Below are 15,515 nucleotides of genomic sequence, written 5' to 3'. Positions count from 1 at the left end.
GCAAGCAGGCTTTTCACCCCTGAGCAGTTTTGAGACCGCCCGTGACCGAGACCGTCGTCACCCGTTTCGCGCCCTCGCCCACCGGCTTCCTGCACATCGGCGGCGCCCGCACCGCGCTGTTCAACTGGCTGTTCGCGAAATCGCTCGGCGGCAAAATGCTGCTGCGCATCGAGGACACGGACCGGGCGCGCTCCACCGAGGAAGCGATCGCGGCAATCCTCGACGGCCTGACCTGGCTCGGCCTCGACTGGGACGGCGAGCCGATCTTCCAGTTCGCCCGCGCCGCCCGTCACCGCGAGGCCGTGGAGCAGATGCTGGCGGCGGGCCGCGCCTACCGCTGCTACGCCACGGCGCAGGAGCTCGAGGAGATGCGCAGCCTCGCCCAGGCGGAAGGCCGCCCGCCCCGCTATGACGGGCGCTGGCGCGACCGGCCGGAGAGCGACGCGCCCGCGGGCCGTCCCTCCGCCATCCGCCTCAGGGCGCCGACCGAAGGCGAGACCGTGGTGGACGATCTGGTGCAGGGCCGCGTCGTCATCCCCAACAAGGACCTCGACGACCTCGTGCTGCTGCGCTCGGACGGAACGCCGACCTACATGCTCGCGGTCGTCGTCGACGACCACGACATGGGCGTCACCCATGTGATCCGGGGCGTCGACCACCTCACCAACGCCGCCCGGCAGACCCAGATTTACGAGGCGCTCGGCTGGGCCGTGCCGAAGATGGCGCACATCCCGCTGATTCATGGCCCCGACGGCGCGAAGCTGTCGAAGCGCCATGGCGCGCTCGGCGCCGAAGCCTACCGCGAACTCGGCTTCCTGCCCTCGGCGCTGCGGAACTACCTCGCCCGGCTCGGCTGGAGCCACGGCGACGACGAGATCTTCTCGACGGAGCAGGCGATCGAGTGGTTCGACATCAGGGACGTCGGGCGGTCGGCCGCGAGGTTCGACATGGCGAAGCTGTCGAACCTCAACGGGCATTACATGCGTTCGACGCCGGACGACGAGCTGCTGGCGACCCTGAAGGCCTCGCTGCCCTATCTGCCGGGCGGCCCGGAAGCGGCGCGGCGGCTGGACGAGACCGGGCGCTGGCCGGCGCTCGCGACCGCCCTCCCCGGTCTGAAGGAGCGCGCGAAGACCCTTGTCGAGCTTATCGACGGCGCCCGGTTCCTGATCGACTCGCGCCCGCTGGCGCTGGAGCCCGCCGCCGAGGCGCTGCTGACCGACGACGCCCGCGCGCTGCTGGCGAAACTCGCCGACCGGCTCGAGGAAATCACGGACTGGAGCGCCTCCGCGGCGGAGGACGCCGTGCGCGCTCTGGCGGAGGAGGCCGGCGTCAAGCTCGGCGCTCTGGCGCAGCCGCTCAGGGCGGCTTTGACCGGCCGCAAGACCTCGCCCGGCATCTTCGACGTGCTGGTCGCGCTCGGCCGCGAGGAGAGCCTCGGACGCATCCGGGATCAGGCGCTATCGTGATCAAACATTGAGGATCGGCCTGCCCGCTTGCGCGCCACGCCCTATTTGCGCCGCAACAAAACTTGGGCTACGCCAATCGAAGTCCTCCTAAAGTCGTCCCTGCCCACGGCGCTTCCCTCCCGGGGCCGGACGTCGCCCGCCCGAGGACTTCCATCGGCATCCCAACGACGAAGGGCATGGCGCATGAGCGACGCGAACGGAACGCTGAAGGTTGGGTCCGCCGAGCTGGATCTCCCCGTACGACACGGAACGGTCGGCCCGGACGTCCTCGACATCCAGACGCTTTACAAGCACACGGGGCTGTTCACCTACGATCCCGGCTTCACTTCGACCGCGAGTTGCGAGTCGAAGATCACCTTCATCGACGGCGACGAGGGCGTGCTGCTGTACCGCGGCTACCCCATCGACGAGCTGGCCGAGAACGGCGACTTCCTCGAGACCTGCTACCTGCTGCTGCACGGCGAACTGCCGACCTCGGCCCAGAAGGCCGAGTTCGACCGGCTGGTGACGCGCCACACCATGGTCCACGAGCAGATGTCGCGGTTCTACTCCGGCTTCCGCCGCGACGCGCACCCGATGGCGGTGCTCTGCGGCGTGGTCGGCGCGCTGTCGGCGTTCTATCACGACTCGACCGACATCACCGATCCGGACCAGCGCGAGATCGCGGCCATCCGCATGGTCGCCAAAATCCCGACGCTTGCCGCCATGGCCTACAAGTATTCGATCGGCCAGCCGTTCGTGTACCCGCAGAACGCGCTCGATTTCTCGGCGAACTTCCTGAACATGTGCTTCGCGGTGCCGTGCGAAGAGTACAAGGTGAACCCGGTCCTGGCGCGCGCCATGGACCGCATCTTCGTGCTGCACGCCGACCACGAGCAGAACGCCTCGACCTCGACGGTGCGCCTCGCCGGCTCCTCGGGCGCCAATCCCTTCGCCTGTATCGCCGCCGGCATCGCCTGCCTGTGGGGGCCGGCGCATGGCGGCGCGAACGAGGCGGCCCTGAAGATGCTGTCGGAGATCGGCACGCCCGACAACGTCGAGAAATACGTCAAGAAGGCCAAGGACAAGAACGACCCGTTCCGCCTGATGGGCTTCGGGCATCGCGTCTACAAGAACTACGATCCGCGCGCCAAGATCATGCAGAAGACCTGCCACGAGGTGCTCGGTGAGCTCGGCATCAAGGACGATCCGCTGCTCGAGGTCGCGATCCAGCTCGAGCAGATCGCGCTCAAGGACGACTACTTCGTCGAGAAGAAGCTCTATCCGAACATCGATTTCTATTCGGGCATCACGCTGAAGGCGATGGGCTTCCCGACGGACATGTTCACCGTGCTGTTCGCGGTGGCGCGCACCATCGGCTGGATCGCCCAGTGGAAGGAGATGGTCGAGGATCCGAGCCAGAAGATCGGTCGCCCGCGCCAGCTCTACACCGGCGCCGCGTTGCGCGATTACGTCCCGATCGACCAGCGCCGCTGATCGGTGGGCCGCGCGCCCTCACGTATGTGAAGTCCAAACGCCCGCGGGTCCCGCGGGCGTTTTTTTCATTCAGGGTCCACGTCGCTTGGCGGCCCAGGCGACCAGAGTGGCCTCCGCGGCCCGTTCGGACGGCGCGACGCCGCCTGGCAGCCTCATGGCTTCGTCGAGCCTGCCGAGCGCGTCGCGTTGGGCGCGCCGCTCCGGCCCGTCGCGCAGAAGCGGCGCAAGGGCGGATGCCAGCTTCTCTGGCGTGGCGTCACGATGGACAAGCTCCGGTATCGCCCGCTCGCCGAGGATCAGGTTCGGCAGCAGGATGAAGGGCGCCTCGATGCGGATGAACGGTTTCAGCAGCGGCGCGAACCATTCGAGCTTGTAGGCCGCTGCCATAGGTACGCCGGAAAGCGCCAGTTCGAGCGTCACGGTGCCAGACGCCGCGAGCGCCGCCTGCGCCTGCCGGAAGGCCGCGAGCTTCTCCGCCTCGCCCGTCACGATGGTCGGCCTCAGCGGCCAGCTTTCCGACATGCGGACGATCTCCGGCGCAAGGCCGGGCGTGGTCGGTATGGTGACGGCGGCTGTTTTCGCGTCGACGCCAAGACGACTCAGGGTCTCGCCGAACAGCGGCATGTGCCGATGCGCGACGCCTGCCCGGCTGCCGGGCAACACGACGAGGCGCGCCACTCCCTCCGCTCCCATGTCGGCGCGCTCGCCCGGGCTCGGACGCAGGTCGGCCAGCCGCTCGATCAGTGGATGGCCGACATATGTGCAGGCCGGGCCACCCAGGCGCCGGTGCGCCTCCGGCTCGAACGGCAGCAGCGCGAGGACGTGATCGACGTACGGCCGCATGGCCGCCGCGCGCCCCGGCCGCCAGGCCCACACGCTCGGCGACACGTAGTCGACGATTGCGAGGTCCGGCAGCGCCGCGCGGACGAGCCGCGCCACACGGTGCGTGAAATCCGGACTGTCGACGATGACGAGCAGATCGGGCCGCCGGGCGATGACGGCGTCGGCGGTCTGCCGGATGCGCCGGAGCAGCGTCGGAAGCCGGGCGATGACGGGCCCGATCCCCATCACCGCGATGTCGTCCATCGCAAAAAGGGTTTCGACGCCTTCCAAGAGCATGCGCGGACCGGCGACGCCGAAGAACGCGGCGTCCGAGGGCAGCCTCGCCTTGAGCGCGCGGACGAGGTCGGCGCCCAACGCGTCGCCGGACCGCTCCCCTGCGACGACCGCGACGGACCGCGGCGTCATGGCGCGCCGAACGCCGCCTGCGGCACGCCCGCGAGGAACAGGCCGGAGCTGTCCGCCAACTCGACGATCCGGGCGCGTTCGGCGAGAAGCACGCCGCCCGCCGCCACGGCGACGCCGGTAAGCCCGGCCGCGGCCGCCAGTTCGATCGTCCGCGGACCGATCGCGGGCAGGTCCACGCGCAGGTTCTGGCCGGGCTTCGGCGCCTTCACCAGCACCCCGCCCCGCCCCTCGCGCTTGATCCGGCCTTTCTCCGCCAGCCGGGCGACGCGCCGCAGCATCATGTCGGTGCCCTCCGCAGCCTCGACCGCGACGATGCGGCGGCCGATGGCGACCGCGGCCTGGCCGACGTCGTAGGGCCCGAGCGCCGCGAGCACCGCGAGGCCCGCGGCCACAGAGGTCGCGTCGGCCGCGGTGGCGTCGCGCGCCCCGAGCAGGCCTTCCGAAGCCGTCAGCCCGGGCGCAGCCTCATGGGCGCCGATCACCTCGTAGCCCCGCGCCGCCAGAAAACCGATCACGCCGCTCAGCAGGTGATCGTCGCCGGCCGACATCAGCCGCCGGATCTCGGGCATGCTGATCAGCCCGGTCATGTCCAGCCGGATGTCGCGCAACGCCGGCCTCTGCACCCCGCCAACGAGCACGAGCTGCTTCGCGCCCACCTTCTCGAGCAGCTTGAGCAGCTTGCCGATCTCGCCGAGGCCGAGCCAGGCGTGGGGATAGCGCTCGATTCCCTTGTCGGCGGAGCCGCGGAGCGCGAGGAGGAAGACGTCGCGGCCTGCGGCGCGCGCGCCTTCCGCGACCTCGAGCGGCAGCGAGCCCGATCCGCAGATCAGGCCGAGCGGAGCGAGCGTCACGCCCGCGCCGCGGCGTCGCCGGACTGCGGCGTGCAGATCGCGCGCTCGCCGCCGGTCTGGAGAAAGGCGACCATGCGCTCGACCAGCGGAGACCCGGCATGCTCGGCGGCGACCGCTGCCGTTCGTTCCGCGAGCGTGCCTTCGGACGATTCGAACACGCTGCGGAAAGCGCGGCGCAGCGCGTGGATGGCGTCACGCTCGAAACCGCGCCGCCTGAGGCCGACGATGTTGAGGCCGGCGAGCGTCGCACGGTTGCCCGTCGCCATGCCGAAGGGGATGAGATCGTTCTCAAGCCCCGTCAGCCCTCCGACGAAAGCATGCGCTCCGATGCGGACGTTCTGATGCGCGGCCGACCCGCCGCCAAGAATCGCGAAGTCTCCGATCGTCACGTGGCCCGCCACCATGACGTTGTTGACGAGGATGACGTCGTTCCCGATCCGGCAGTCGTGGGCGACGTGCGATCCCGCGAGCAGAGCGCAGCGGTCGCCGATCTCCGTCAGCATGCCGCCGCCCTCGGTCCCCGGATTGATCGTCACGTTCTCGCGGATCAAGGCGTCGCGGCCGATCACGAGCCGGCTGGGCTCGCCCCGGTACTTCAGGTCCTGCGGCTGGTGCCCGACCGACGCGAACGGGAAGATCTGCGCGCCCTCCCCGATGACGGTGCGGCCGTCGACGGCGACGTGGCTGCGGAGCACGGAACCCGCGCCGATCTCGACCTCGGGGCCGATGGCGCAGAACGGGCCGACGACCACGTCGTCGGCCAGCCGCGCGCCTTCCGCGACGAAGGCGGTCGGATGAATTTCAGGCATCAGGTCTCCCGAACCGGAGGGGATCAATCGTGGACGAGCATGGCGGAGACCTCCGCCTCGCAGACGATCTTGCCCTCGACCTTCGCTTCTCCGCGGAACCACCACATGTTCGCGCGCTTCTTGATCTGGGTCATGTGGTAGCGGACCACGTCGCCCGGCACGACCGGCTTGCGGAACTTGGCCTTGTCGATCGTCATGAAATAGACGATCCGCGGCGAGCCGGGCGCGACGCGCGCCGAAACGCACATGGCCCCGGCCGTCTGCGCCATGCCCTCGATCAGCAGCACGCCCGGCATCACCGGCGACTGCGGAAAATGGCCTTGGAAGTGCGGCTCGTTGAAGGTGACGTTCTTGATCCCGACGCCCGAGCGGTCGCCGTCGATCTCCTCGATCCTGTCGACGAGCAAAAACGGATAGCGGTGCGGCAGGTAGGCCATGATGGTCTGGATGTCGATGGCGCTCAGCGTCCTGGGCGTCTCGTCGGCCTTGGCTTCCAAATCGGTCATGATGGGGAACCTTCAGGCGCCTCGGACTGCGGCCGGGACCGGCCTTCCGAGGCGATGCGCTTCAATGTCGTCATCTCGCGAAACCAGTCGCGGACGGGTTTGGCGGGCGTCCCGCCCCAGCGCGCGCCGGGCGGAACGTCCTCGCGGACATTGCTGGAGCCTGCGATCTGCGCGCCCATGCCGATGCGGACATGGCCGACCACGCCGACATGGCCGCCGAGCACGACGAAATCCTCGAGCGTGACGCTGCCGGAGATGCCGACCTGCGAGACGATCACGCAGTGGCGCCCCACGACGACGTTGTGGGCGATCTGCACGAGGTTGTCGATCTTGGAGCCTTCGCCGATGACGGTGTCGCGGTTGGCTCCCCTGTCGATGGTGGTGTTGGCGCCGATCTCAACGTCGTCCTGAATCACCACCCGCCCGATCTGGGGCACTTTCAGATGGCCGCCGGGGCCCATGGCGAAACCGAATCCGTCCTGCCCCACACGCGCGCCCTGATGCAGGATCACGCGGTCCCCAATCAGGGCGTGGACGACGGTCGCGCCGGGACCGAGAACGCTGTCGCGCCCGATGCGAACGTCGGGCCCGACGACGGCGTTGGCGCAGATCACCGCGCCGCGGCCGATCTCGGCGCGCGGGCCGACGACGGCGCCGGGATCGATCGTGACATCAGGCTCGAGCCGCGCGTCGGGATGCACGATCGCGCCGGGCGCGACGCCTGCTCCGAACACCGGCTGCGGCCGGGAGGCTGCAGGATAGAGCGCCGCGGCCACGCGCGCGAAAGCGCGATAGGGCTCCGGTGAGACAAGGGCGACAAGTCCGGCCGGCGCGCGGTCCAGGAACTTTGGGGCGAGCAGGCAGGCTCCCGCCCGACTTTCGGCGAGTTCGGCCGCATAGGCGGGATTGTCGAGAAAGGTGAGGTCGGCCGGCCCGGCTCGATCGATCGGACCGATCCCGGAGATCGCGAGCCCGTCCGCAGCGCCGGCGGCGAGCGTAGCCCCGGTGATGGACAGCAGCCGGCCAACGTCGAGCGGTTCGGGCTTGGGGAAGAAACGCGGTTCGATCATGTCGCTCGATCGGCGGAGGCCGCCGACGAAAAACGGGCGGCGAAGCATGGCTCGCCGCCCGTTTAGAAGATTTTTGGTCCGGCCGAAAGCCGTCTGTTAGAAGCGCGTGCCGCCCGAGAAGCGGAACACCTGCGTCTCGTCGTACTTCTCCTTCGACAGCACCTTGGCGAAATCGAAGCGGATCGGGCCGAGCGGCGAGGTCCAGAGCAGCGAGGCGCCGATCGAAGATCGGATCTTCTTGCTGTCCCGGTCGTTCACTTCGATACCGCGATAATCCGTGATGCCTTCGTAGCCGAACACCGTGCCGGCGTCCGCGAACACCGCGCCCTTCAGGCCCAGTTCCTTCGGCAGGCCGTAGATCGGGAACTGCGCCTCGAGCGAGCCGCCGAAGTAAGTGGTGCCGCCAAGCGGATCGTCGTTCGGGCTGCCGATGGCCGGATTGCCCGTCCCAACGTCGCGCGGGCCGAAGCCCTGCGGCTCGAAGCCGCGAACGAGGTCCGGACCGCCCGAGAAATGGTCGAGAACGCGCAGGTCATCCTTGCCCCAGGCGGCGATATGGCCGCCCTGGACGCGCGCGATACCCACAAGGTCGTCCCAGTACAGCGACTGGTAGTACCGCGTGTCGAAAGTGGCGCGCGCGAACTTCACGTCGCCGCCGATACCGGCGAGATCGCCCTTCAGCTCCGCGTAGATGCCGGAGCGGGGATCCCGCGGGTTATCGAGCGTGTTGTAGATCAGCGAAAGACCGGCGAGCGAGGTGAGCGTCTTGCCCTCTGCCTCGAGCAGAGCGACCGACGCGCGATCATCGTTCAGAGTGCCGTCCGAGTTCCGGATGTCGTAACGACCTGGGACGCGCAGATCCTGCTGGTAGATCTGGTAGCGCGTGCCGATCGTGATCTCCTCGGTGACGGGGAAGCCGAAGCGCAGCCCGCCGCCGTAAGTGTTGATCCGATAGGACGAGTAGTCGGTCTCGTCGCGCTCCTTGGCATAGAGATCGATGCCGGCGGAGACGCGCGATCCGAGGAAATACGGCTCGGTGAACGAGAAGTCGAAGCCCTGCACGTTCTGGCCGAGCTGCGCCGCGATGCGGGCGTACTGGCCGCGGCCGAGGAAGTTGCGCTCGCCGAGCGCGACCTCGCCGATGATGCCGTCCGAGGTGGAGTAGCCGCCGGCGATCGAGAACTCGCCGGTCGGCTGATCCTCGACGTCCACATTGACGATGACGCGGTCGGGAGACGAGCCGGGCTCGGTCGAAATGCGGACGTTTTTGAAGAAGCCCAGCGCCTTGAGACGACGCTCGGCGCGATCGATGAATATCTGGTTGTAGGCGTCGCCCTCGCCGAGGTCGAACTCGCGGCGCACGACGTAGTCGCGCGTCCGGGTGTTACCGCGCACGTTGATGCGCTCGACATAGACCCGCGCGCCCTCCTCGACCACGTAGGTGAGGTTGATCGAACGGCCTTCGAGGTTGCGGTCGCCGCGCGGGCGGACCTGCGCGAAGGCGTAGCCGCGCGAGGCGAGCTCAAGCGAGATCGCCTCAACCGACTTGTCGACGTCCTGCGCGCTGTAGACCGAGCCGGAGCTCGAAACGACGCGGCGCTGCAGCGTCGAGGCGTCGATCTCGGGCACGCTCGATTCGACGTTCACCGCGCCGAAGCGGTACTGCTGGCCTTCGTCCACCACGATGTTGATCGTGAAGGCGTTGGTCTCGCGGTTCAGATCGGCGTTGGCGGAGACGACGCGGAAGTCGGCGTAGCCGTGGTTCAGATAGAACCGGCGGATCAGCTCGAGGTCCGCGTTGATGCGGTCCGGATCATAGACGTCCGACGTCTTCAGCCAGCTCAGCCAGTTCGACTCGGTGGTCGTCATCTGGTCGCGCAGGGTGCCGTCAGAATAGGCCTGATTGCCCTCGAAATTGATCGAGCCGATGTTGGTCTTGCCGCCTTCCTTGATCTCGAAGACGAGGTCGACGCGGCCGTTCGGCTGGGCGATCGTCTTCGGCTCGACGCTCGCCTCGTAGCGGCCGGAGCGGCGGTAGATCTCGCTGATGCGCTGGGTGTCCGCCTGCACGATCGCCGGGTTGAACGGCCCGCGCGGCTTGGACTGCACCTCGGCCGCCAGCACCGCGTCCTTGACCTTCGAGTTGCCCTCGAACGCCACGCGGTTGATGACCTGGTTCTCGCTCACCGACACGACGATCCCGCCGCCGGAGCGCGAGACGCGGACGTCGGAGAACAGGCCGCTGGCGTACAGCCCGCGGATGCCCTCGTCGATGCGGGCCTGATCGAGCGGTCCGCCGGTGAAATAGGAGCGCACGGTCTCGGCATCGACGCGCTGGTTGCCGCGCACGACGATGCTGCTGGCGCGCTGGGCGTGCGCCTCGGAGACGCCCGCGACCCAGAAGCCCGTCCCGGCAACCACGGCCCCGACCGCGACTGACGACGCGACGGCGACGCGCCCGACAACTCGTACGATACGCTTCATGGGTTGACGGACCCCCGTGCCTTCCTGCGGACTCGCGCAAACGCTGAAATCCGAAGGACTTCGACGCTGGACGCCGATCGCTTCTATCGAACTTTTACGCACGTGCAAACTCGCTACTCGACACGATCCCGACGTTTCATCGCGGCCGTTGCTGCGCAGCCACGCCCTCAAATTATTATCCTAGCGACGAAAGGTGAACGATGTCGTTCCACGTCGCGAAGATCATCAGCATGAGCACCAGCGCCAGCCCGATGCGCATCCCGAACTCCTGCGCGCGCGCTCCGAGCGGCCGGCCACGCAGCGCCTCCACCCCATAAAACAGCAGATGGCCGCCATCGAGCATGGGAATCGGCATCAGATTCAGCAGGCCGATGGAGACCGACAGAATCGCGGCGAGGTTGATGAGCGCCACGAATCCCAGGGTCGCGACGTCGCCGGAGGTCTTCGCGATCCGGATCGGGCCGCCGATCTGGTCCGCCGATTCCCGGCCGATCACCAGGCGACCGAGATACCGCGCCGTGCTCGCCACGACGAACCAGGTCTCCTTGGCGCCCTCGACCGTCGCGTCGATCGGCCCGAAGGTCTCGTGGCGCACGTTCGCTGCGCTCGTGGAACGCGTCACGCCGAGAACGCCGATGCGCTGCTTGTTGCCGAAGCCGTCGGTCATTTCCCGCTGGCGCGGCGTCGCCGCGAGCGTGAGCTCGGTCGAGCCGCGCTCGACGGTGAGCCGCAAAGTCTGGCCGGCGCTCATGGTCACGATGCGCTGCATGTCGCTGAAGGAGCGAATCTCCTTGCCGTCGATCGCGAGCACGCGGTCGCCCGGCGTCAGCCCCGCCTCGGCGGCGGCGCTGCCCGGCTCGACCTGATCGACCACCGCGTCGGTCGATGGGCGGCCGACCGCCATGAACACAACGGCGAAGATCGCAATCGCCAGCAGGAAGTTCGCGATCGGCCCGGCCGCGACGATCGCGGCGCGGCTCGCGAGCGGCGCGTAGAAGAAGCTACCCTTACGCTGTTCCGGCGTCATGCGCTCGAGCGCGTCGACGTCGGGCGTGCTCGCCGCGTCGTCGTCGCCCTTGAAACGGACGTAGCCGCCGAGAGGAATCGCCGCGAGCCGCCAGCGGGTGCCGTGGCGGTCGTCGAAACCGAACAGCTCCGGCCCGAAACCGATCGAGAACGCCATGACCTTCACGCCGGTCCAGCGCGCCACCAGGAAGTGGCCAAGTTCGTGGACGAAGATCACCAGCGTCAGCACGAACAGAAACGGGATCACGTAACCGAGCGTCGCGCCGCCGGCGCCGAGCATTTCATTGAGGAAAGACATCCACAGCCTCGATCGGCGAAGGCGCGCGACCGCGCCCCGTCCCGCACTTTAGTGCGCCGGAAGCGCATGCCCTGGCAAGCGCGCCGTCGCCAGTTCGCGCGCTTCCGCGTCGAGGGCGAGCGCTTCGTCGACGGTGGCGGGCTCCCCGGTCAGTCCGCGGCCGGCCGCGTCGGACAGCGTCTGCTCGACGAGAGCGGCTATTCCGCCGAACGAAATGCGGCGAGCCAGGAAGGCCGCGACGGCGATCTCGTTCGCCGCGTTCAGCACGGCCGGCGCCCCGCCGCCCGCCGCCAGCGCCTCCAGCGCCAGCCGCAGCGCGGGGAAGCGCGCGAGGTCCGGCTCCTCGAACGTCATCGCGCCGAGACGTGCGAGATCGACCCGCGCCGCCGGCGTGTCGAGCCGGCCCGGATACCCGAGCGCATGGGCGATCGGCACCCGCATGTCGGGCGAGGCCAGACCCGCCGTCACCGCTCCATCGCGGAACGCGACCAGTCCGTGGATCACCGACTGCGGATGGACGACGACGCGAAGCCGCGCCGCCTCGACTCCGAAAAGATGAAACGCCTCGATCACTTCGAGGCCCTTGTTCATGAGCGACGCAGAATCGATCGTGATCTTCGCGCCCATGGACCATGTGGGATGGCGCAACGCGTCCTCAGGGCCAGCCTGCGCGATGCGCGCCGCCTCCCAGGTGCGGAACGGCCCGCCGGACGCGGTCAGGGTCATCGCCTCGACGGCGTCGACGCTCTGGCCGCCAAGCGCCTGAAGCAGCGCGTTGTGCTCGCTGTCGACGGGCAGCAGCGTCGCCCCCGCCGCGCCAACCTCCCGCATGAAGGCGGCGCCGGCGCACACGAGGCACTCCTTGTTGGCGAGCGCGACCGCGCCGCCGCGGCGCACGGCCGCGATCGTCGCTTCAAGCCCCACGGCGCCCGAGATCGCGGCCATGGTCCAGTCGACGGGAATCGCCGCGGCGTCGATCACCGCGGCGGGCCCCGCCGCGGTCGCGACGCCGGAGCCTTCGAGCGCGGCGTCGAGCGCGGGCTTGGCCGCGGGATTCGCGACCACCGCCCTGCGCGCGCCAAGGCGCCGGGCCACCGCCGCGAGCCCCACGGCGTCGGAGTGGGCCGCGACCGCCTCGACCTCGAACAGGGCCGAATGCCTCTCCAGCAGATCGACCGTGGCGAGCCCGACTGATCCGGTCGCGCCGAGAACGGTGACGCTGCGCGCAGCCCCGCCGGCGCTCACCACCGCATCAGCCCCTGCGCGGCGGCGTCCAGCCCGCCGCGCGAGAGGCCGATGATCGCGGCGAGCGTCGCCGCGACCAGAAACCCGTCGAGCCGGTCCATGGCGCCGCCATGTCCAGGAATGATCTGGCCGGAGTCCTTCGCGCCGAACCGGCGCTTGGCGCCGGATTCGAACAGGTCGCCGACCTCGGTCGCGACGGCTACAGCGAATCCTACCACAGCGAGCGGCCAGAGGTTTTCGACGCCCCACCACGCCGCGACGCCGACTCCGAGCGCCGGGCCCGCCACGGCGCCGCCGATGGCCCCGGACCAGGTCTTCTTCGGCGACAGCGCCGGCGCGAGCTTGGGTCCGCCCAGCGTGCGGCCGGCCGCATAGGCCGCGACGTCCGCGCCCCAGACGACCGCGAACAGCCAGAGGATCGCCAGCAGGCCGTCAGCCGGATCGGAGCGCAGCAGGATCGCGCCGAGGAACACCGCCGCGCCGTAAAGAACGCCAAGCCCGGCGACCGTCGCGGGTCGGGCGATCGCAGCCGCGACGACCGCGCCGGTGAGAAGCATCGCCAGCGGCGCCGTCACTCCAACATCCAGTCCGAACTCGCGGCCGAGCGTGAACAGCGCCCCGGCTCCGCCGAGCGTGACCGCCACCACGCGCGCCGCACGCCGGCGGGCGGCGGGGTCGGGCGTCGCGAGCCAAGCCCACTCCACCCCGACCACGCAGCCGGCGAGCGTCCAGAACAGGCCGAACGCCGGTCCGCCGAGCCAGGCGATTCCGATCGCGACGAGCGAGAGGATCACTCCCGACACGGTCCTGAGCGCGAGTTCGGAGGGGCGGCGCTGCGCCGCCGGCCCGGTCACGCCGGAACCTGCGCCGTACGACCGCCGTAGCGCCGGTCGCGCGCGCGGAACTCTGCGATCGCGGCGTCGAACGCGGCGCCGTCGAAATCGGGCCAGTGGATCGGCAGGAACACGTATTCGGCGTAGGCCGACTGCCAGAGCAGGAAGTTCGAGATCCGCCGCTCGCCGCTCGTGCGGATCACAAGGTCCGGATCGGGAATGCTCGTGGTGTGCAGCCTCGCGGCCACGGCGGCGACGTCCACCTGCTCCGGCCTCAGCGCGCCGGAGGCCACGTCCTCAGCGATGCGGCGGGCCGCCGAAGCGATCTCCTGCCGGCCGCCATAGTTGAAGGCGACGACCAGCGTCAGGCCGTCGTTGCGCCGGGTGAGCGTCTCGGCCTCTTCGAGCAGCGCCTCGATGTCGGCGGGAAGGCCGGAACGCTCGCCGATGATCCGGACCCGCACGTTCGACCGATGCAGTTCGGCGAGGTCGCGCCGGACGAAGATGCGCAGGAGGTTCATGAGGTCCATGACCTCGTCCTGCGGGCGGGACCAGTTTTCGGACGAGAAGCTGTAGACCGTGAGATACCGGACGCCGGCCTTGCCCGCGGCTTCGACCGCCCTGCGGAGCGCCTCGACGCCGCGCCGATGGCCCTCGACGCGCGGCAGGCCGCGCGATGCGGCCCAGCGCCCGTTGCCGTCCATGATGATCGCGACGTGGGAAGGCTCGGACGTCGTTCCGGCGGCCTCGAGGGTCCAGCGTGGCGGATCGGTAGGAAGCATCGCGCCCGGAGCCGTTTGAAGGGTCAAGCCATCACAGCCCGCGCTCAGCCGTCGGCGCGGGACCGCGGACGTCACACCTGAAGGATGTCCTTTTCCTTCGCCACGAGCGCCTGGTCGACTTCGACGATCGCGGCGTCGGTCGCCTTCTGGACCTGATCGGCAAAGCGGACCTGATCGTCCTCGCTGATGTCGCCGTCCTTCTCCGACTTCTTCAGCGTGTCCAGACCGTCGCGCCGAACGTGGCGCACCGCCACGCGGGCGCTCTCGGCGTACTTGTGAGCGACCTTGACCAGTTCCTTACGGCGCTCGGCGTTCAGCTCGGGCAGCGGAATGCGAAGGAGCTGGCCTTCCGTGATCGGGTTCAGGCCGAGATTGGCCTCCCGGATCGCCTTCTCGACGGCGCCCACCATGGAGCGGTCCCACACCTGCACGTTCAGCATCCGCGACTCGGGAACGCTGACGGTGGCCACCTGGTTGAGCGGCATCTCGGCGCCGTAGGCGGAGACGACCACCGGGTCGAGAAGGTTCGCGGAGGCGCGGCCGGTGCGCAGGCCGGCGAGGTCGCCCTTGAGCGAGGTCACCGCGCCGTTCATGCGGCGCTTGATGTCGTCGAGGTCGAAGGATCCGGACATGGGCTTCAAGGTCCTTGAGGTTCGGGCGGTTCGTCCGCCTCTCAGCTCGCGACGATCGTTGCGCGTCCGCGGCCGCTGACCACGGCGGGGATCGATCCCGGCTCGTGGATGGAGAAGACGATTACCGGAAGCGCGTTCTCACGCGCAAGCGCGAAGGCCGCCGCGTCCATGACCTTGAGGTCGCGATGCAGCACCTCGTCATGGGTCAGCCGGTCGAAACGGGTGGCGGTCGGGTCCTTCTTGGGGTCGGCCGAATAGATGCCGTCCACCTGCGTCGCCTTGAGCAGCGCGTCGCACCCGGTTTCGATCGCGCGCAGCGCGGCCGCCGTGTCGGTCGTGAAGAAGGGGTTGCCCGTCCCGGCCGCGAACAGCACCACGCGGCCGCGGTCGAGATGGGCGAGCGCCCTCGGCCTCGTGTAGGTCTCGCACACCGCCGGCATGTCGAGCGCCGAAAGCACGCGCGACTGGGTGCCGGTGCGCATGATGGCCGCGGACAGCGCCAGCGCGTTCATGACCGTCGCCAGCATGCCCATGTAGTCGCCGGTCGCCCGGTCGACGCCCTGCGACGAGACCTGCACGCCGCGGAAGATGTTGCCGCCGCCGACGACCACCGCGACCTCCACCCCGAGGGCGTGGGTCGCGGCGATGTCGGCCGCGATGGCGTCGACGGTCGGCTGATGGAGGCCGAAGCCCTGGGGGCCCATCAAGGCCTCGCCCGAGACCTTGACGAGCACCCGTTTGTAGGCGGGCTCCGACGGAGCGGTCATGGCCGCGGCCCCGGCCGGC

General features: G+C 69.3%; 14 protein-coding genes. 2 read left to right on the top strand and 12 right to left on the bottom strand.

Translation table 11 applies throughout. From position 1 onward, the window contains the following. The first annotated feature begins 41 nt into the window (after window positions 1-41). Both gltX and gltA read left to right on the top strand, forming a co-directional pair. On the top strand, window positions 42-1,469 hold the full coding sequence (gene gltX, locus ACFSCV_RS01390; protein WP_378796266.1) for a glutamate--tRNA ligase: 1,428 nt from the start codon (window positions 42-44) through the stop codon (window positions 1,467-1,469). Window positions 1,470-1,652: 183 nt separating this feature from the next. Then, entirely contained in the window at window positions 1,653-2,945 is a 1,293-nt protein-coding gene (gene gltA, locus ACFSCV_RS01385) for a citrate synthase (protein ID WP_378796264.1), read from the top strand. Window positions 2,946-3,014: 69 nt separating this feature from the next. Here gltA and lpxB read toward each other — a convergent pair whose 3' ends face one another. From lpxB to pyrH, 12 genes are all read right to left on the bottom strand, one after another. Then, window positions 3,015-4,193, bottom strand: a complete 1,179-nt coding sequence (gene lpxB / locus ACFSCV_RS01380) for a lipid-A-disaccharide synthase (RefSeq protein ID WP_378796262.1) — start codon at window positions 4,191-4,193, stop codon at window positions 3,015-3,017. Further along, window positions 4,190-5,044 (bottom strand): LpxI family protein, encoded by an 855-nt coding sequence (locus tag ACFSCV_RS01375; protein ID WP_378796260.1) that lies wholly within the window; start codon window positions 5,042-5,044, stop codon window positions 4,190-4,192. Before ACFSCV_RS01375 ends, lpxB begins: the two co-directional genes overlap by 4 nt. Beyond that, complete coding sequence (gene lpxA / locus ACFSCV_RS01370) at window positions 5,041-5,853, bottom strand: acyl-ACP--UDP-N-acetylglucosamine O-acyltransferase (protein WP_271201392.1); 813 nt, start codon at window positions 5,851-5,853, stop codon at window positions 5,041-5,043. Before lpxA ends, ACFSCV_RS01375 begins: the two co-directional genes overlap by 4 nt. A 23-nt stretch (window positions 5,854-5,876) precedes the next feature. After that, entirely contained in the window at window positions 5,877-6,359 is a 483-nt protein-coding gene (gene fabZ / locus ACFSCV_RS01365; protein WP_378796258.1) for a 3-hydroxyacyl-ACP dehydratase FabZ, read from the bottom strand. After that, window positions 6,356-7,429 carry a UDP-3-O-(3-hydroxymyristoyl)glucosamine N-acyltransferase gene (lpxD, locus tag ACFSCV_RS01360; protein ID WP_378796256.1) on the bottom strand — a complete coding sequence of 358 codons (1,074 nt, stop codon included), beginning with the start codon at window positions 7,427-7,429 and terminating at the stop codon, window positions 6,356-6,358. The genes fabZ and lpxD overlap by 4 nt, the downstream gene beginning before the upstream one ends. A gap of 96 nt (window positions 7,430-7,525) precedes the next feature. After that, complete coding sequence (gene bamA / locus ACFSCV_RS01355; RefSeq protein WP_378796254.1) at window positions 7,526-9,913, bottom strand: outer membrane protein assembly factor BamA; 2,388 nt, start codon at window positions 9,911-9,913, stop codon at window positions 7,526-7,528. 175 nt (window positions 9,914-10,088) lie between these two features. Then, a complete protein-coding gene (gene rseP / locus ACFSCV_RS01350) occupies window positions 10,089-11,237 on the bottom strand; it encodes an RIP metalloprotease RseP (protein ID WP_378796252.1) in 1,149 nt (382 codons plus the stop codon). Between the two features lie 48 nt (window positions 11,238-11,285). After that, window positions 11,286-12,485 carry a 1-deoxy-D-xylulose-5-phosphate reductoisomerase gene (gene dxr / locus ACFSCV_RS01345; protein WP_378796250.1) on the bottom strand — a complete coding sequence of 400 codons (1,200 nt, stop codon included), beginning with the start codon at window positions 12,483-12,485 and terminating at the stop codon, window positions 11,286-11,288. Continuing rightward, window positions 12,479-13,336, bottom strand: a complete 858-nt coding sequence (locus ACFSCV_RS01340) for a phosphatidate cytidylyltransferase (protein WP_378796248.1) — start codon at window positions 13,334-13,336, stop codon at window positions 12,479-12,481. The genes dxr and ACFSCV_RS01340 overlap by 7 nt, the downstream gene beginning before the upstream one ends. Next, window positions 13,333-14,097, bottom strand: coding sequence for an isoprenyl transferase (locus ACFSCV_RS01335; RefSeq protein WP_378796246.1), 765 nt, complete (start codon window positions 14,095-14,097; stop codon window positions 13,333-13,335). The genes ACFSCV_RS01340 and ACFSCV_RS01335 overlap by 4 nt, the downstream gene beginning before the upstream one ends. Before the next feature lie 71 nt (window positions 14,098-14,168). Next, window positions 14,169-14,729 carry a ribosome recycling factor gene (gene frr, locus ACFSCV_RS01330; RefSeq protein ID WP_378796244.1) on the bottom strand — a complete coding sequence of 187 codons (561 nt, stop codon included), beginning with the start codon at window positions 14,727-14,729 and terminating at the stop codon, window positions 14,169-14,171. A 41-nt stretch (window positions 14,730-14,770) separates the two neighbouring features. Further along, complete coding sequence (pyrH, locus tag ACFSCV_RS01325; RefSeq protein WP_378796242.1) at window positions 14,771-15,496, bottom strand: UMP kinase; 726 nt, start codon at window positions 15,494-15,496, stop codon at window positions 14,771-14,773. Window positions 15,497-15,515 lie beyond the last annotated feature (19 nt).

This window comes from Methylopila henanensis (assembly GCF_042681025.1).
GTDB lineage: Bacteria > Pseudomonadota > Alphaproteobacteria > Rhizobiales > Methylopilaceae > Methylopila > Methylopila henanensis.
This window is presented reverse-complemented; position numbering and strand designations above follow the sequence as displayed.